This window comes from Nioella sediminis (assembly GCF_001879695.1).
GTDB classification, from domain to species: domain Bacteria; phylum Pseudomonadota; class Alphaproteobacteria; order Rhodobacterales; family Rhodobacteraceae; genus Nioella; species Nioella sediminis.
Window position 1 is genome coordinate 39,442 of sequence record NZ_MNBL01000084.1, and the last position, 15,413, is coordinate 54,854.

The window sequence follows — 15,413 nt, forward strand, 5'->3', positions numbered from 1 at the left end:
ATCAGGTATAGCGATAGGGCCGGCCAGCGGCCTGCATATCCGCGTTATACTGCCGGAAGATTTCCACCACACGCCGTTTCGTTTCCGACTCGGCTGCGATTTCTTCCCAGAAGTCCTGTGCAGCAGCTTCGACCTGGGCCCATTCCTCATCGGGGATAGAGGTCAGTTCCATCTCGGTCCCGTGGACGCGCAGCGCGGCCTCACCGCCCCAATACCACCACTGGCGGTAATAGTGCGACTGGTCGCAGCAGACGCGGAACAGGGTTTGCAGGTCTTCGGGCAGTTCGTTCCAGCGATCCATGTTGGCAAAGAACGACCCGGCCCATGCGCCAGAGATGTTGTTGGTCAGGAAGTAGTTGGTCACGTTGGCCCACCCGACGGTGTAATCCTCGGTGATGCCCGACCAGGCGATGCCATCCAGTTCGCCCGTCTGTACGGCCACTTCGATATCTTCCCAGGGCAGGGTCACCGGCACTACGCCGAACTGGCTGAGGAAGCGGCCCGCGGTCGGGAAGGTGAAGACCCGCTTGCCCTGAAGATCGGCCAGGCTGCGGATCGGGTCGACCGTGGCGAAGTGGCAGGGGTCCCAGGCACCGGCGGAGATGTGTTTCACACCGACCGCCGAATAGGCTTCGTCCCAGATCTCGTTTAGCCCGTACTGGTTGAACAGCACCGGCACGTCGAGCGAGTAGCGCGAGGCGAAGGGGAAATAGCCGCCAAAGACTGTCACTTCAGTGGGCGAGGCCATGGAGTCGTCATCAGACTGCACCGCGTCGATCGTGCCGCGCTGCATGGCGCGGAACAGCTCGCCCGTGGGGACCAGCTGATCGGCATAGAACAGCTCGATCTGCATCCGGTCGCCCGCGATCTGGTTGAACATGTTGATCGCCGGGGTGATCACATGCTCGGCCAGGGCCGCACCGGCATAGGTCTGCATCCGCCAGGTGATGGTGTTCTGAGCGATGGCAGGCGTTGCCAGCCCGGCCGCCGCCGCGCCGACCCCTGCGGTTTGCAGGAACTTACGTCTTGTCGTCATGTCACTTCTCCTTGTTGATGGGGTGCCCCGGTTCGCGGGGTCTGTTTGCTATCGGTTGTAGACATAATCGGGCAGCCACAGCGCGATCTGCGGGAAGACCATGACCAGCGTCAGGGCCAGCACCATCACGAGCGCGAAGGGAATGATGGATCGGTAGATGTCACGCAGGCCGATCTCGGGCGGGGCCATGGCGCGCATCAGGAACAGGTTATAGCCGAAGGGCGGCGTCATATAGGCGATCTGCGTGGTGATCGTGTAAAGCACGCCATACCAGATCAGGTTGAAACCGAGCTCATCGACCAGCGGCACGTAAAGCGGCGCAACGATCACGAGCATCGCGGTGTCATCCAGAAACGTGCCCATCACGATGAAGGAAAGCTGCATCAGGATGAGGATCATCCAAGGCGACAGTCCCCATTGTTCGGTAAACAGGCTCTCAATCGCGTTCACCGCACCAAGCCCGTCGAAGATCGCGCCAAAGCCAAGTGCGGCCAGGATGATCCACATGAACATGCAGGAAATGCCGAGCGTATTGCGCACCGAGGTTTCGAACACCTCTTTCGTCATACGGCCCTTCAGCACGGCGGCAACGAAGGCTGTCAGCGCCCCGATGGCAGAGCTTTCCACCAGCGAGGTCCAGCCATTGACGAAGGGCACCATCATCGTAGCGAAGATCACCAGCGGCAGCAGCCCGGCGCGCAGCAGGCGCAGTTTCTCGGCCATGGGAACGTTGCGTTCTTCCTCGGGCAGGGCAGGGCCGAGCTCTGGCTGAATGCGGCAGCGGATATAGATGTAAATGATGAACATCGCGGCCATCATCAGGCCGGGCAGCACGCCCGCCAGCCAAAGCTGCCCCACCGGCTGGCGCGCGATCATCGCATAAAGGACCAGCACGACCGAGGGTGGCACCAGGATGCCGAGCGACGACCCCGCCTGAATGACGCCTGTCACCATGATCTTGTCATAGCCCCGGCGCAGCAGTTCCGGCAGCGCGATGGTGGCGCCGATGGCCATGCCTGCAACAGACAGCCCGTTCATGGCCGAGATCAGCACCATCAGCCCGATCGTGCCGATGGCCAAGCCGCCCCGCACCGGCCCCATCCAGACATGGAACATCTTGTAGAGGTCATCGGCGATCTTCGATTCCGACAGGATGTAGCCCATGAAGATGAACATCGGCAGGGTCAGCAACGGATACCAGCGCATCAGCTTCATCGCGTTGGCGAAGGGAATCTCGATGCCGCCCACACCCCACAGCAGCACGCCCGACAAAGCCGCGACAAAGCCGATGGCCCCGAAGACGCGCTGCCCGGTGAACAGCATCAGCATCATCGAGCTGAACATCATGATGGCGATGAGTTCATAGGACATCACAGATCCTCCCCGCGAATGCGGCCGATATCGCGGAAGAATTCAGCCGAGGCCTGAAGGATCATGAGGAAGACACCGATGCAAAGCGTGACCTTGATGGGCCACAGGATGGGACGCCACGCCGTGGGGCTGCGTTCGAGAAAGCCGATTTCCTCTGCCGCGCCGCTGAACCCGCCGGTCAGGAACGCCCAGGCCAGATCGCGGAAGAAGGTGAAGGGCTCCATACCGAAATAGCCAAGCGCATAGGCGGTGGAACTGACCGCGCCGATGAACAGCACGACGAGGTAGTACATCAGGAACAACACGGTGAAGGCATCGACCCAGGCTTTGGTGCGCGGGCTCCAGTTGCCGTAGAACAGGTCCATCCGCACATTCGACCCCAGTTGGATCGAATAGGGACCCCCAAGGATGTAATAGGCCACCATCACGAATTGCGCGGTTTCCAGCGTCCATTGCGCCGGGTTGAAGAAGGTCTTGGAAATCGAGCTCCACAGCAGAATGCCGATCAGCACGAAGATCAGGTACATCGCGATGCGCCCGATGAAACGGTTCATTCGGTCGATGGCGCGGATATAGGCGAGGATGACCCTAGGCATGCCCGGCCTCCCGGTCGGTCAGGCCCAAAGCCGCCAGCGCGGGGACCAGAAGCAGATGGATTTCACCGGCAAGCGCGGCCTGATCGGCCTCGGTCGTCAGCAGGTCGTTGCGAATCTCGATCATCACATTCGGCAGGTTCCGGTCGATCCCGTGCAGGCGCAGGGAATGGGTGACGCCATCTGCGGGGCCATATGGCTCGTTTCTGTCCACATGGCGGTGCGGCAAAGCGGTGGCACGGTCCAGCATCGCATCGGCAATGCGGCTGTCGGTGTCGTGCAGGATGCCGATCTCAACCGCGCGGGTGCGTCCGTGAAACACCGGGGTGAAACTGTGGACGGTCACCAGCGCAGTGGGAGACTGGCTGACCCGGCGACCGTCCAGAACCGCCCCGACCGCATCGCAGAAAGGGCGGTAGACCGTGGCTTCCCGCTCGGCCCGTTGATCGGCTGAAAGGCCATGATTTCCGGGCACGTCTATGGCTTCGGACCGGGCAGGCATGGCGCTGATAGCCTCGGGCGGGCGGTTGCAATCGTAGACAAGCCGCGACACGCGGCTGGCAACAAGCGGCGCATCCAGCAAGTTGGACAATTCCCGCGCGACGCCAAGCGCACCGGGGTCCCACGCGGCATGGCTTTGCCGGTCCTGCGGGGCCAGCCCAAGGCCGTCATAGCGGGCGGGAATGTGATGCGAGGCATGTTCGCACAGCAAGACGACGGGGCCTTTGCCCCCGCGATTGATCACCTCAACCGCATCGCTTGCTGTCATGTCGAGTGCCGCAGACATGCCGATTCCATCCCTGTTCTGTAAATATTGTTTCCTTATGCAGCATTTCTGTCAATATATTTCCAGAGTGCTTGGACCGGGCTGCGCCAACTGCTAAGAACTGCAGCCAACCTGCCCGGGATTTCGGCAGAACCTGTCTGGTGGAGGGACTTCATGGCCGCAACGACCGTCCGGGAGCTGATCCGCGAACACTATTCCCTGCTGACCCAGTCAGAACGCAAATTCGCCAATGCGCTGTTGGAAAACTATCCTTCCGCCGGTTTGGCCTCGATCACTGCCGTTGCCGCCAACGCGGGCGTATCCACGCCGACAGTGGCGCGGATGGTGCAAAAGCTTGGGTTCAAAGGATATCCGCAGTTTCATCAGGCCCTGCTGAAAGAGTTGGAGGCGCGGGCCTCGGGCCCTACGCAGCGCCGGGCCACATGGGCGGCGGCGGCGCCGGATACCCACATGCTGAACCGGTTCGCCGAGGCGGTGCAGCAGAATATCGGCCAGACCTTCGAGAATATCGACACCTCGAAGTTCGATCAGGCGGTGGAGCGGCTGTCGGATACATCCGGGCGGCTTTACGTGGTCGGCGGGCGCATCACGCGGGCTTTGGCCGACTATTCCTTCACCCATTTCCAGGCGATTCGACCGCGGGTCACCCATATGACATCGTCCTCCGCCACCTGGCCGCATTACGTGCTGGACATGGTCGAAGGCGACACGCTGCTGATGTTCGACGTGCGCCGCTATGAAACCAATCTGGAACGGTTGGCCGATCTGGTGGCCCCGCGCGGCGTCAATATCATCCTGATCACCGATCAATGGGCCTCGCCCGTGGCGAAGGTCGCGGGGCAGGTGTTCAATTGCTGGGTGGAAATCCCGTCGGCCTGGGATTCCAACATCTCCACCATGATGCTGGTCGAGGCGCTGATCGCTGCCACGCAGGAAAAAAGCTGGCCCGATACAAAGGACCGCTATGACCGTCTGGACGAGCTTTTCGACATGACGCGGCTGTTTCGCAAGTTCACCTGATCCGTCTGCCTGCTGCCCTCTTTTTGGGCATTCTTGGCAGGATCGCCCGACCATTCAGCATCCATGTATGGGGGAACGCCCGGATTTTATGCTCGGCCTTCCGACTCTGGCGACATCGGGGGCACCTCTGGTGTCGGACAACCCGACGGAGGCTCCCATCAACAAGCCGCTCTCAGCGCAAGACCTGTCCGGGGTCGCAAGCCAGCCAAGGGCAATCGGCGCGGCGCGGTTGACCGCTGGACCGTCAGGATTGCGCGGATTGCGGCAATCCGGGTCGATGCGCGTGCTGTTCCCGCGACAGACGCCGGGCTGGCCGCAGGCGGTGCTGCTGAACACCTCGGGCGGGGTGACGGGCGGCGACCGCTTTATCGTTGAGGCCGACGCAGAGCCCGCCGCGCGCCTGACCCTGACCACGCAGGCCGCCGAACGCATCTACCGGGCGCAGCCGGGGGAAACCGGATACGTGGACACGCGCCTGACCATCGGCGCGGGCGGGCGCATCGACTGGCTACCGCAGGAAACCATCCTGTTTGATCGAAGCAGCCTGCGCCGACGTCTGTCGGTGACCATGGCCAAAGACGCCAGCCTTCTGGTCGTGGAACCGCTGGTCTTCGGTCGCCGCGCTATGGGTGAGGTGCTGCGCGACATTCGCCTGTCTGACCGGATCGAGATATTCCGCGATGGCGCGCGCCTGTTCACCGATGCCACCCGGTTGACCGGCGATGTGTCCCGGCAGATGCAGGGCCATGCCACCGGTCACGGTGCGACGGCACTGGCAACGGTGATCTTCGCCGCGCCGGGGGCCGAGGCGTTTCTGGGCGATGTCCGCGATCTGCTGCCTGAAACCGGTGGGGCAAGCCTGATCCGTCCCGATCTGCTGTTCATCCGCATTCTGGCCGAAGACAGCTTCGCCCTGCGCGCCAGCCTGATCCCTGTCATCACCGTTTTGCACCGGGCGGATCTGCCCCGAACATGGATGTTGTGACATGAACCTGACCCCCCGCGAAAAGGACAAGCTGCTGATCGCCATGGCCGCCGAGGTCGCCCGCAAGCGGCTGGCGCGCGGCGTCAAGCTGAACCACCCCGAGGCCATCGCCCTGATCACCGACGCCGTCGTGGAAGGCGCCCGCGACGGGCGCAGCGTCGCCGACATGATGGAGGTGGGCGCCCAGGTGATTACCCGCGACCAGTGCATGGAGGGCATCCCCGAGATGATCCACGAAGTGCAGGTCGAGGCCACCTTTCCAGACGGCACCAAGCTCGTCACCGTTCACAACCCCATTCGCTGAAAGGGCATTACCATGAAGTATCTTCTGCCGGGTCTTGCACTGATCCTCGCCACCGCCGCGCAGGCCCACGAGGGCGGCCACCTGCACCCGCACGAGGCCAACAGCTGGTTCGTGGGCGCGCTTTTGCTGGCGGCGGGGCTGGCGGGTGGCTACCTGATCGGCTGGGTCCGCCGATGATCCCCGGAGAGCTGTTTCCAGCCGAGGGCGATCTGGTTCTGAACGAGGGGCGCGAGGCGATCACGCTGATGGTGGCCAATACAGGTGACCGGCCCGTGCAGGTGGGCAGCCACTACCATTTCGCCGAGGCCAACAGCGCGCTCGATTTCGACCGCACCGCCGCGCGCGGGCGCAGGCTCGACATCGCCGCGGGCACCGCCGTACGCTTCGAGCCGGGACAGCGGCGCGAGGTCAATCTCATCCCCATCGGGGGCGCACGCCGCGTCTTCGGCTTCAACCAACAGGTGATGGGAGATCTCTGATGGCCACACTACCCCTTCTGACCGACGATCAGCTGACGCCCGAGGCGGCGGCGGTCTTTGCCGATATCCGCGCCACGCGCGGCACGGATTACGTCAACAACTTCTGGCGCGCGCTGGCCCATAACCCGGCGCAGCTGAAGGCGACGTGGGAAGGGTTAAAGCCCGTCATGGGCCCCGGCGCGCTGGACCCGCTGGTGAAAGAGATGATCTATATCGCCGTCTCGGCCGCCAATGCCTGCGAATACTGCTGTCATTCCCACGCGGCCTCGGCCCGCGCCAAGGGAATGACCCCCGAGATGTACAACGAATTGATGTCGGTCGTGGCCATGGCCAGCAGCACCAACGCGCTGGCCAATATGCTGCAGGTGCCCGTGGACGAGGCGTTCCGGGCATGACGACCGAGCGCCAGCAGCCCTGACAGGAGGCCCCGATGCCCGCCACCCTATCCCGACGCGATCATGCCGCCATGTTCGGCCCTACCGTGGGCGACCGGCTGCGGCTGGCCGACACCGACCTGATCATCGAGGTCGAACGCGACCTGACCGGCCCCTATGGCGAAGAGGTGAAGTTCGGCGGCGGCAAGGTCATCCGCGACGGGATGGGGCAGGGGCAGGCGACGCGGGCCGAGGGGGCGGTCGATACCGTGATCACCAACGCGCTGATCGTGGACTGGACGGGGATCTACAAGGCCGATGTGGGCCTGAAGGACGGGCGCATCCACGGGATCGGCAACGCGGGCAACCCTGACACGCAGCCGGGGGTGACGATCGTCGTCGGCCCGGGGACCGAGGTCATCGCGGGCGAGGGGCGTATCCTGACGGCGGGCGGCATCGACAGCCACATCCACTTCATCTGCCCGCAGCAGATCGAGGATGCGCTGCATTCGGGCCTGACCACCATGATCGGCGGCGGCACAGGGCCTGCGCATGGCACGCTCGCCACCACCTGCACGCCGGGGCCGTGGCATATCGGGCGGATGCTGCAGGCCGCCGATGCCTTCCCGATGAACCTCGCCTTCGCGGGGAAGGGCAACGCCTCGCTACCCACCGCGCTGGAGGAACAGGTGCTTGCGGGCGCCTCTTGCCTGAAGCTGCACGAGGATTGGGGCACAACGCCCGGTGCCATCGACTGCTGCCTGTCTGTGGCCGATGCCATGGATGTGCAGGTGATGATCCACACCGACACGCTGAACGAGTCGGGTTTCGTGGAAAACACCGTGAAGGCCATGAAGGGCCGCACGATCCACGCCTTCCACACCGAGGGCGCGGGCGGGGGCCATGCGCCCGACATCATCAAGATCTGCGGCGAGGAGCATGTGCTGCCCTCCTCGACCAACCCCACGCGCCCCTTCACGGTGAACACGCTGGAAGAGCATCTCGATATGCTCATGGTCTGTCACCACCTCGACAAGTCGATCCCCGAGGATGTGGCCTTCGCCGAAAGCCGCATCCGGCGCGAAACCATCGCGGCAGAGGATATCCTGCACGACATGGGGGCGTTTTCGATCATCGCCTCGGACAGTCAGGCCATGGGCCGCGTGGGCGAGGTCTTGATCCGCACCTGGCAGACCGCCGACAAGATGAGGAAGCAGCGCGGGCGGCTGGCCGATGAGACCGGCCAGAACGACAATTTCCGCGTCCGCCGCTACGTGGCGAAATACACGATTAACCCGGCGGTCGCCCACGGGATCAGCGCCCATGTGGGCAGCATTGAGGAAGGCAAGCGCGCGGACCTCGTGCTGTGGTCGCCCGCGTTCTTCGGCGTGAAGCCCGAGATGGTTCTTCTGGGGGGCACCATCGCCGTGGCGCAGATGGGCGACCCGAACGCCTCGATCCCCACGCCGCAGCCGGTCTATACGCGCCCCATGTTCGGGGCCTATGGCCGGTCGGTGGAACGGTCCGCCGTGACCTTCGTCTCCGCCGCCGCGCAGGAGGACGGGATCGGCAAATCGCTCGGGCTGGCTAAGGATACGCTGCCGGTGGTGAACACCCGCGGCATCGGCAAGAAGGACCTTAGGCTCAACGATGCGCTGCCGGTGGTCGAGGTGAACCCCGAGACCTACGAAGTGCGCGCGGACGGCGAGTTGCTGACCTGCCAGCCCGCCGAGGTGCTGCCCTTGGCGCAGCGCTATTTCCTGTTCTGAGGGGTGCTGATGTCACCAGGGTTCGATCAGTTCGATGTCCTCCTCCTGCGGGACCGGCCCCGGTCGGGGAATGGGCTTGGTGACGACCGTCCGCGTCGTGCTGATTTTCCAATATCTGTCGTCGCGGTGAATGGCGTCGGGCAGGGCGTTCATGTCGATGCTGCGCCGGCTGCTTTCACGGACCGTCACGACGAAATGGCTGCCCGCAACCGGGCCGTTGCAGCGCGCATCGAGCAGGGCGGCGCGCAGCTCCGCCTCGCGCTGCTTCAGTGCCTTGATGTCTTCGCGGACCGCGCCAAGCGCATCGGCGAGGTCGCGCGGTGTCGGGTGGCTTCTGTTCATGCGGGCATCCTGTCACGCGAAGATGAACGCCTGGTTAACCGCCTGCGGGCCTGGCGCCCTGCTTTTTCGGAGTTTCCACCATGACCGACCTCACCGCCACCGCCTATCACGGCCATGCCCATGCAACGCCCGTCGGCACCGTCCGGCTGGATTACGAAGGGCGGTTCCTGCGCCGCAAGGTGCTGAGCCTGACCGATGGCCGGGCCTTGCTGGTGGATCTGCCCAAGACAACCTCGCTCGACCATGGCGGGGTGCTGGTCACGCCCGAGGGCGAGATCGCCATCGAGGCCGCGCCCGAGCCGCTGCTGGAAATCACCGCACCCGACCTCACGCGCGTCGCCTGGCACGTGGGCAACCGCCACACCCCCTGCCAGATCGAGGCTGGGCGGCTGCTGATCCAGCCCGATCACGTGATCGCCGACATGCTGGCCCGGCTCGGGGCCACGACGCGCGAGATTCTCGAACCCTTCACCCCCGAGGGGGGCGCCTACGGCCACGGGCGCACTCACGGCCATGATCACGGCCATGGCCACGCGCACTGATCCGATGACCGACCCCGCCGCGTTTCTGATCCTCACGCAATGGTTTTCGCCTGCCTACCCGGTCGGAGCGTTTGCCTATTCCCACGGGCTGGAACAGGCGGTGGCCGAGGGGCGCGTCAGCGATGCCGCCAGTGCAGAGGGGTGGATCGGGGACGTGCTGACCCTTGGCAGCCCACGCACCGATGTTACCCTGCTGCGGGCAGCCCATGACGCCGACGCACCGGCGCTTCCGGGGATCGACGCGCTTGCCCGCACGCTGGCCCCGTCGAAGGAACGGCTTCTGGAAACCGTCCAGCAGGGCCAGTCCTTCACGCAGACCACCCGCGCAATCTGGGGCGGGGACCTGCCGGATCTGACCTATCCCGTCGCCGTGGGGCGGGCGGCGCGGTTGATGGGCCTCCCGCTGGACGCCGTCGCCACGCTCTACCTGCACGCCTTTGCCGCGAACCTGACCTCCGCCGCGATTCGCTTCGTGCCCCTTGGCCAGACCGAGGGGCAGGCGGCACTGGCGCGCCTGTCGCGGCTTTGCCCCGCGATCGCCGCCGAGGCCCTGCAAGACACGCTCGACGATATCGGCAGCTGTGCTTTCCTGGCCGATATCGCGTCGATGCGCCATGAAACCCTGTATTCGAGGATATTCAGATCATGAGCATGAATGGCCCCCTTCGCGTCGGCATCGGCGGCCCCGTCGGCGCTGGCAAGACCACGCTCACCGCCGCGCTGTGCGAGGCGATGCGCGACCGCTGGTCCATCGCCGCCATCACCAACGACATCTACACGCAGGAGGATGCCGAGGCGCTGATGCGCCTGCAGGTCCTGCCACAGGAACGGATCATGGGCGTCGAAACCGGCGGCTGTCCGCATACCGCGATCCGCGAGGATGCCTCGATCAACCTTGCCGCCATCGCCGAACTGACCGCGCGCATTCCCGATCTCGACGTGGTGCTGATCGAAAGCGGGGGCGACAACCTGTCGGCCACGTTCAGCCCGGAACTGGCGGATATCACGCTCTACGTCATCGACGTGGCGGCAGGAGAGGAGATTCCACGAAAGGGCGGGCCTGCGATCACGAAGTCGGACCTTCTGATCATCAACAAGACCGATCTGGCGCCATATGTGGGGGCGAGCCTTGAGGTGATGGACCGAGACGCCACCCGGATGCGGGCCGGGCGACCCTTCCTCTTCGCGCAGCTCAAACATCGCAAGGGGGTGGATGGGGTCGTCGATCAGATTGCGCGGATCGGCGGGCTGCCCATGCGGAACGCCGCCGGGGCCTGACCGCGGTCAAGGGGCGGATTATCAGCTTCTGCCACGGATACCTTCAGCCAAGACAGGGCGCATTTGACTGTGGTGCGGGGGCCGGGCTTCGGGTTTGATGGGATCTGACTGTCCTGATCGGAGCCTGCCCAGAATGCCCCCCCGCACCTACCATGCCCCCACGGGCGGCTTGCCGCCGCAAACGCAATTGCTGACGGATCGGGCCGTGTTCACCGAGGCCTACGCGGTCATCCCGCGCGGTTGCTTCTCTGACATCGTCACATCGCAATTGCCGTTCTGGGAACAGTCGCGCTTCTGGGTGATCGCGCGCCCCATGTCCGGATTTTCCGAGACCTTCTCGCAATATATTGCCGAGGTCCTGCCGGGCGGTGGCAGCGACCGGCCCGAGACGGACCCCCGCGCAGAGGCCGCCATTTTCGTCATGGAAGGTCATCTGGCGATCACCATTGCCGGAACGGATTACGAGATCGGCGCTGGCGGATTTGCCTTTGTTCCAGCCGGTGCCGAGTGGCGCCTGCGGGCCATGGCGGGGGTGCCGGCCCGGTTCCACTGGATTCGCAAGGCCTACCAGCCGGTGGATGGGCTGGGGCTGCCGGAGCCGTTCGTGGTGGCAAACGAGGCGGCGATAGCGCCCAATGTCATGCCGGACACGGACGGGGCTTGGGCCACGACGCGCTTCATGGATCATGACGATCTGCGCCATGACATGCACGTCACCATCGTGACGCTGCAACCCGGGGCGGTCATTCCCTTCCTGGAAACCCACGTGATGGAGCACGGGCTTTACGTGCTGGAAGGAAAGGGCGCCTACCGGCTGAACCGGGACTGGGTCGAGGTCGAGGCGGGCGATTTCATGTGGCTGCGCGCCTTCTGCCCGCAGGCTTGTTACGCTGGCGGTCCGGGGCCGTTCCGTTACCTTCTCTACAAGGATGTGAACCGTCACGCCAGGCTCTGACGTCCGAGCGTTGCGGTGGAAGGATCTTGCAAGATCCTTCCAATTTTCTTGCAAGAAAATTGGGCCGCGCCTGTTGCCAGGTGCGGCCCTTTCCGTGTGTCGTGGTCTGGTGGTTCAGCGACCGTGGCCGGACATGCCGCCCGAGACCTCTTCCGTTGCCTCCGCGGCCAGTTCCTGCGGAAGAACCAGGTTCAGCACGATGGCGATCAGGGCGGCGGGCAGGATGCCCGAGGTGGCCAGAACCTTCAGCGTGGGCGGCAGGTACTGCAGCGCACCGGGTTCCAGTTGCAGGCCAAGCCCGAGCGACAGGGCGATTGCGAAGATCACCATGTTGCGGCGGTTCCAGTTCACGTCCGACAACATCGAGACCCCGGCCGCGACCACCATGCCGAACATGACGATCACGCCGCCGCCAAGCACTTCGATCGGCACCGTCGATATGGCGGCACCGATCTTGGGCACCAGGCCGCAGGCAATCAGGAAGATCGCCCCGATGGTCACCACGTGGCGGCTCATCACGCCGGTCATGGCGATGAGACCCACATTCTGGCTGAACGAGGTGTTCGGCAGCGCTCCGAACAGACCGGACACCGCCGTGCCGATCCCGTCCGCGAAGGTTGCGCCCTGGATCTCGGTATCGGTCGCCTCGCGTCCCGCACCCCCCTTGGTGATGCCGCTGACGTCACCCACGGTTTCGACCGCCGAGACAAAGCTCATCAGGCAGAAGCCGACGATTGCGGCGACACTGAACTCCAGCCCGAAATGCAGCGGGTTGGGCAGCGCGAAGCTGGCTGCGCGGCCGATGCCACTGAAGTTGACCATTCCCATGGCCATGGCCACGACATAGCCAGCGATCAACCCGAGCAGCACCGCAGACACGGACAGCATTCCGCGGGTGAAGAACTTGAGCCCGAGGGTGACAAGGATCACCACGCCCGCAACCGTCCAGTTCTGAAGCGACCCGTATTCTTCGGTCCCGATGGCGGGCACGCCGCCCGCCGCATACTGGATACCGACCTTGACCAGCGCCAGACCGATCATGGTGACGACAAGACCGGTCACCAGCGGCGGCAGGGCAAAGCGGATCTTGCCGATGAAGAGGCCAAGGCAGGCATGGAAGAGGCCACCCACAAGAATGCCGCCCATCAGCACGGCAATCGCATCGACGCCTTGGCCCGCGACCAGCGGGATCATGATCGGGATGAAGGCAAAGGACGTGCCCTGCACGATCGGCAGGCGCGCACCCATGGGGCCGATCCCGATGGTCTGGATCAGTGTCGCGACGCCCGCAAAGAACATCGACATCTGGATCATGTAGATCATCTGCGGGAAGTCGGGCGAGTTCGACCCGAAGCCGAAGCCCGCCGCGCCGCAGACGATGATTGCCGGTGTGACGTTCGAGACGAACATTGCCAGCACATGCTGGATGCCGAGTGGCACAGCCTTGGCCAGCGGCGGTGTATAGTTGGGATCGCGCAGTTGTTCTGCGGTCCCGATTGACGTGTCAGCCATCTCTCGTTTCCCTATTGTTGGATGGTGCCGAAAATCCCGCTCTTGCTGGCGGGTTCAGATCATTGGCCCGACCTTCAGCGGTTGATCGAACCAATGCTCCTCCAGGTTGTCGCCGGGGCCGATACGGTCGACCACGGCATAGAGCCCGCGTTCCCCAAGCGGGCAGAGAACTCCGTGCCAGACCCCGCGATGGAGGTTCACGGACTGGCGTTGACTGGTCACGAAAGCCTGGATGTTGACGGGCGTGCCGCCGTCATCCTCGGCCACGATTACGAGGAAAGGGGTTCCCGAGATGGGAATGAATGCCTGGCTTCCCAGAGGGTGACGCTCGACCAGCGCCACCTCGCAAGGCAGGTACCGCGCTTCGGCATCGAACAGGCTGATCCCTGCGCGGCCATCCGCGAAATCGAGTTGCGCCAGGTCATGGTGCCGCCCGCACATGCCTTGATTTATGATCTTGTCGGGCGCGTCCTTCAGCTCGATCACCTCCCCGAAGGGCGCGAAGGCGGCCTGTGTCAGGGGGCGAGGGGTCAGTAGGGTCACGGCAGAAGGTCCATCAGCCGGAATTCCGCGATGCGTTCGACCTGGCGGCACGCCTCGGCGAATTCGGTCTCGGTGTCATTGCCGATGCGGCGTTCGAAATTCGCGCGAATGCTGGCCTTGTCGTGGTCGCGCACCGCGATGATGAAGGGAAAGCCGTGCTTGTCCACGTAAGACGTGTTGAGCCGTGTGAAGACCTCGCGTTCCTCGTCGGTCAGCATGTTGAGCCCGGCGCCCGCCTGTTCCGAGGTCGATTCCGCCGTCAGCCTTCCTGCCGCCGCCAGTTTCCCGGCCAGATCGGGGTGGGCGCGCAGCACGCCGAGCCGTTCTTCACGGCTGGCGCTGCGGAAGGCACGGGCCAGCGCGTTGTGCACACCGGCGGCGCAGTCATGGGCGGGGCCAAGTTCCAGCCCCCAAGCCCGTTCCGCGATCCAGGGGGAATGTTCGAAGATGCCGCCATAGGCCGCGACGAAGTCTTCGCGGCTCATTTGCGAGGGCAGGGGACGGTCCACCGGCGGGTGCTCCCGCGCCCAATGGTCGGCAATGTCGATGCGGCGGGCGAACCAGACGCCCTCATGCCCGGCGGCATAGTCGAGGAAGCGTTTCAGCGCCATCACCCGGCCCGGTCGGCCAATGAGGCGGCAGTGCAGCCCGATGGACAGCATCTTGGCCTGCCCCGCCTCGCCCTCGGCATAAAGCGCGTCGAAGCTGTCTTTCAGGTAGGCGAAGAACTGGTCGCCCGAGTTGAACCCCTGCGGCGTGGCAAAGCGCATGTCGTTGCAGTCGAGCGTGTAGGGGATGATCAGCTGATCGCGGTCCGCAATCTTGACCCAATAGGGCAGGTCGTCGGCATAGGTGTCGGAGATGTAGTCCATCCCCGCCTCGGCGGCCAAGGCGATGGTGTTGACCGAACAGCGCCCCGTATACCAGCCGCGCGGACGCTCGCCCGTTACTTCCGTATGCAGGCGGATGGCCTCGGCGATCTGGGCGCGCTCCTCCTCCTCGGGCATGTCCTTGTGTTCGACCCATTTGAGCCCGTGACTGGCGATCTCCCACCCGGCCAGTTGCATGGCACGCACCTGTTCGGGGCTGCGGGCAAGGGCCGAGGCGACGCCATAGACGGTCAGCGGGATATTCATCGAGGTGAACAAACGGTGCAGCCGCCAGAACCCGGCGCGCGCGCCGTATTCATAGATCGATTCCATGTTCCAGTGCCGCTGGCCCGGCCATTGGGCGGCACCCACGATTTCCGATAGAAAGGCCTCGGACGCCGCATCGCCATGCAGGATGCAGTTCTCGCCGCCCTCTTCGTAGTTCAGCACGATCTGCACGGCGATCTTCGCGCCGCCCGGCCATTTCGGGTCCGGCGCGTCGGGGCCATGGCCGCGCATGTCTCTGATATAGCGTGTCACGGGGGGCTGTCCTTGTCGCGTTTTTGTTACCATATAATAGGGAATGCCTTTTGACTTTCTGGAGATTTTTGAAACTGCTGTTGTCGGAGCGGCAGTGCGCAGAGCGTCGCAACG

Annotated in this window: 19 protein-coding genes; 11 read left to right on the forward strand and 8 right to left on the reverse strand. The window is 64.3% G+C overall.

Going from position 1 to position 15,413, the window contains the following annotated elements; translation table 11 throughout:
• Position 1: 1 nt before the first annotated feature.
• Genes BKY26_RS11340 through BKY26_RS11355 form a run of 4 tightly spaced genes read right to left on the reverse strand, consistent with a single transcriptional unit; the run spans position 2 to position 3,787 of the window.
• Positions 2 to 1,036, reverse strand: coding sequence for a TRAP transporter substrate-binding protein (locus BKY26_RS11340; RefSeq protein ID WP_071690504.1), 1,035 nt, complete (start codon positions 1,034 to 1,036; stop codon positions 2 to 4).
• A gap of 48 nt (positions 1,037 to 1,084) precedes the next feature.
• A complete protein-coding gene (locus tag BKY26_RS11345; protein WP_071690505.1) occupies positions 1,085 to 2,407 on the reverse strand; it encodes a TRAP transporter large permease in 1,323 nt (440 codons plus the stop codon).
• Positions 2,407 to 3,003 carry a TRAP transporter small permease subunit gene (locus tag BKY26_RS11350; RefSeq protein ID WP_071690506.1) on the reverse strand — a complete coding sequence of 199 codons (597 nt, stop codon included), beginning with the start codon at positions 3,001 to 3,003 and terminating at the stop codon, positions 2,407 to 2,409. The genes BKY26_RS11345 and BKY26_RS11350 overlap by 1 nt, the downstream gene beginning before the upstream one ends.
• Positions 2,996 to 3,787 carry an N-formylglutamate amidohydrolase gene (locus BKY26_RS11355; protein ID WP_071690507.1) on the reverse strand — a complete coding sequence of 264 codons (792 nt, stop codon included), beginning with the start codon at positions 3,785 to 3,787 and terminating at the stop codon, positions 2,996 to 2,998. Before BKY26_RS11355 ends, BKY26_RS11350 begins: the two co-directional genes overlap by 8 nt.
• A 153-nt stretch (positions 3,788 to 3,940) precedes the next feature.
• Between BKY26_RS11355 and BKY26_RS11360 the strand changes: the two genes are divergently transcribed.
• The 7 genes from BKY26_RS11360 (at position 3,941) to ureC (ending at position 8,718) form a co-directional block, all read left to right on the forward strand.
• Positions 3,941 to 4,807 carry a MurR/RpiR family transcriptional regulator gene (locus BKY26_RS11360; RefSeq protein WP_071690508.1) on the forward strand — a complete coding sequence of 289 codons (867 nt, stop codon included), beginning with the start codon at positions 3,941 to 3,943 and terminating at the stop codon, positions 4,805 to 4,807.
• Between the two features lie 88 nt (positions 4,808 to 4,895).
• A complete protein-coding gene (locus BKY26_RS11365) occupies positions 4,896 to 5,792 on the forward strand; it encodes an urease accessory protein UreD (RefSeq protein WP_083431423.1) in 897 nt (298 codons plus the stop codon).
• A 1-nt stretch (position 5,793) separates the two neighbouring features.
• Positions 5,794 to 6,096 carry an urease subunit gamma gene (locus BKY26_RS11370; protein ID WP_071690509.1) on the forward strand — a complete coding sequence of 101 codons (303 nt, stop codon included), beginning with the start codon at positions 5,794 to 5,796 and terminating at the stop codon, positions 6,094 to 6,096.
• 12 nt (positions 6,097 to 6,108) lie between these two features.
• Complete coding sequence (locus BKY26_RS20255) at positions 6,109 to 6,273, forward strand: hypothetical protein (RefSeq protein WP_158514330.1); 165 nt, start codon at positions 6,109 to 6,111, stop codon at positions 6,271 to 6,273.
• Entirely contained in the window at positions 6,270 to 6,575 is a 306-nt protein-coding gene (locus BKY26_RS11375) for an urease subunit beta (protein WP_071690510.1), read from the forward strand. The genes BKY26_RS20255 and BKY26_RS11375 overlap by 4 nt, the downstream gene beginning before the upstream one ends.
• A complete protein-coding gene (locus BKY26_RS11380) occupies positions 6,575 to 6,970 on the forward strand; it encodes a carboxymuconolactone decarboxylase family protein (RefSeq protein WP_071690511.1) in 396 nt (131 codons plus the stop codon). Before BKY26_RS11375 ends, BKY26_RS11380 begins: the two co-directional genes overlap by 1 nt.
• Before the next feature lie 35 nt (positions 6,971 to 7,005).
• Positions 7,006 to 8,718 (forward strand): urease subunit alpha, encoded by a 1,713-nt coding sequence (ureC, locus tag BKY26_RS11385; RefSeq protein ID WP_071690512.1) that lies wholly within the window; start codon positions 7,006 to 7,008, stop codon positions 8,716 to 8,718.
• Positions 8,719 to 8,730: 12 nt separating this feature from the next.
• Here ureC and BKY26_RS11390 read toward each other — a convergent pair whose 3' ends face one another.
• Complete coding sequence (locus BKY26_RS11390) at positions 8,731 to 9,060, reverse strand: hypothetical protein (protein ID WP_071690513.1); 330 nt, start codon at positions 9,058 to 9,060, stop codon at positions 8,731 to 8,733.
• 80 nt (positions 9,061 to 9,140) lie between these two features.
• Between BKY26_RS11390 and BKY26_RS11395 the strand changes: the two genes are divergently transcribed.
• The 4 genes from BKY26_RS11395 (at position 9,141) to BKY26_RS11410 (ending at position 11,835) form a co-directional block, all read left to right on the forward strand.
• The gene (locus tag BKY26_RS11395; protein WP_071690514.1) at positions 9,141 to 9,602 is read left to right on the forward strand and encodes an urease accessory protein UreE; all 462 of its coding nucleotides are present in this window, start codon (positions 9,141 to 9,143) and stop codon (positions 9,600 to 9,602) included.
• Positions 9,586 to 10,251: an urease accessory protein UreF gene (locus tag BKY26_RS11400; RefSeq protein WP_227435008.1), complete on the forward strand. Its 666-nt coding sequence runs from the start codon at positions 9,586 to 9,588 to the stop codon at positions 10,249 to 10,251. The genes BKY26_RS11395 and BKY26_RS11400 overlap by 17 nt, the downstream gene beginning before the upstream one ends.
• A complete protein-coding gene (gene ureG, locus BKY26_RS11405; RefSeq protein ID WP_071690515.1) occupies positions 10,245 to 10,880 on the forward strand; it encodes an urease accessory protein UreG in 636 nt (211 codons plus the stop codon). The genes BKY26_RS11400 and ureG overlap by 7 nt, the downstream gene beginning before the upstream one ends.
• A 133-nt stretch (positions 10,881 to 11,013) precedes the next feature.
• On the forward strand, positions 11,014 to 11,835 hold the full coding sequence (locus tag BKY26_RS11410) for a bifunctional allantoicase/(S)-ureidoglycine aminohydrolase (protein ID WP_071690516.1): 822 nt from the start codon (positions 11,014 to 11,016) through the stop codon (positions 11,833 to 11,835).
• Positions 11,836 to 11,949: 114 nt separating this feature from the next.
• Here BKY26_RS11410 and BKY26_RS11415 read toward each other — a convergent pair whose 3' ends face one another.
• The 3 genes from BKY26_RS11415 to puuE are packed head-to-tail and all read right to left on the reverse strand — an operon-like array spanning position 11,950 to position 15,299.
• Positions 11,950 to 13,347, reverse strand: a complete 1,398-nt coding sequence (locus BKY26_RS11415) for a uracil-xanthine permease family protein (protein WP_071690517.1) — start codon at positions 13,345 to 13,347, stop codon at positions 11,950 to 11,952.
• Between the two features lie 54 nt (positions 13,348 to 13,401).
• A complete protein-coding gene (locus tag BKY26_RS11420; RefSeq protein WP_071690518.1) occupies positions 13,402 to 13,890 on the reverse strand; it encodes an ureidoglycolate lyase in 489 nt (162 codons plus the stop codon).
• Complete coding sequence (gene puuE, locus BKY26_RS11425) at positions 13,887 to 15,299, reverse strand: allantoinase PuuE (protein WP_071690519.1); 1,413 nt, start codon at positions 15,297 to 15,299, stop codon at positions 13,887 to 13,889. The genes BKY26_RS11420 and puuE overlap by 4 nt, the downstream gene beginning before the upstream one ends.
• Between the last annotated feature and the right edge of the window lie 114 nt (positions 15,300 to 15,413).

Coding starts and splice junctions, on each gene's coding strand:
- BKY26_RS11365 (WP_083431423.1), top strand. CDS start 4,896: ATGCTCGGCCTTCCGACTCTGGCGACATCGGGGGCACCTCTGGTGTCG.
- ureC (WP_071690512.1), top strand. CDS start 7,006: ATGCCCGCCACCCTATCCCGACGCGATCATGCCGCCATGTTCGGCCCT.
- BKY26_RS11350 (WP_071690506.1), bottom strand. CDS start 3,003: ATGCCTAGGGTCATCCTCGCCTATATCCGCGCCATCGACCGAATGAAC.
- BKY26_RS11345 (WP_071690505.1), bottom strand. CDS start 2,407: ATGTCCTATGAACTCATCGCCATCATGATGTTCAGCTCGATGATGCTG.
- BKY26_RS11395 (WP_071690514.1), top strand. CDS start 9,141: ATGACCGACCTCACCGCCACCGCCTATCACGGCCATGCCCATGCAACG.
- BKY26_RS11360 (WP_071690508.1), top strand. CDS start 3,941: ATGGCCGCAACGACCGTCCGGGAGCTGATCCGCGAACACTATTCCCTG.
- BKY26_RS11400 (WP_227435008.1), top strand. CDS start 9,586: ATGGCCACGCGCACTGATCCGATGACCGACCCCGCCGCGTTTCTGATC.
- BKY26_RS11380 (WP_071690511.1), top strand. CDS start 6,575: ATGGCCACACTACCCCTTCTGACCGACGATCAGCTGACGCCCGAGGCG.
- BKY26_RS11410 (WP_071690516.1), top strand. CDS start 11,014: ATGCCCCCCCGCACCTACCATGCCCCCACGGGCGGCTTGCCGCCGCAA.
- BKY26_RS11355 (WP_071690507.1), bottom strand. CDS start 3,787: ATGTCTGCGGCACTCGACATGACAGCAAGCGATGCGGTTGAGGTGATC.
- BKY26_RS11340 (WP_071690504.1), bottom strand. CDS start 1,036: ATGACGACAAGACGTAAGTTCCTGCAAACCGCAGGGGTCGGCGCGGCG.
- BKY26_RS11370 (WP_071690509.1), top strand. CDS start 5,794: ATGAACCTGACCCCCCGCGAAAAGGACAAGCTGCTGATCGCCATGGCC.
- BKY26_RS11415 (WP_071690517.1), bottom strand. CDS start 13,347: ATGGCTGACACGTCAATCGGGACCGCAGAACAACTGCGCGATCCCAAC.
- BKY26_RS11390 (WP_071690513.1), bottom strand. CDS start 9,060: ATGAACAGAAGCCACCCGACACCGCGCGACCTCGCCGATGCGCTTGGC.
- BKY26_RS20255 (WP_158514330.1), top strand. CDS start 6,109: ATGAAGTATCTTCTGCCGGGTCTTGCACTGATCCTCGCCACCGCCGCG.
- BKY26_RS11375 (WP_071690510.1), top strand. CDS start 6,270: ATGATCCCCGGAGAGCTGTTTCCAGCCGAGGGCGATCTGGTTCTGAAC.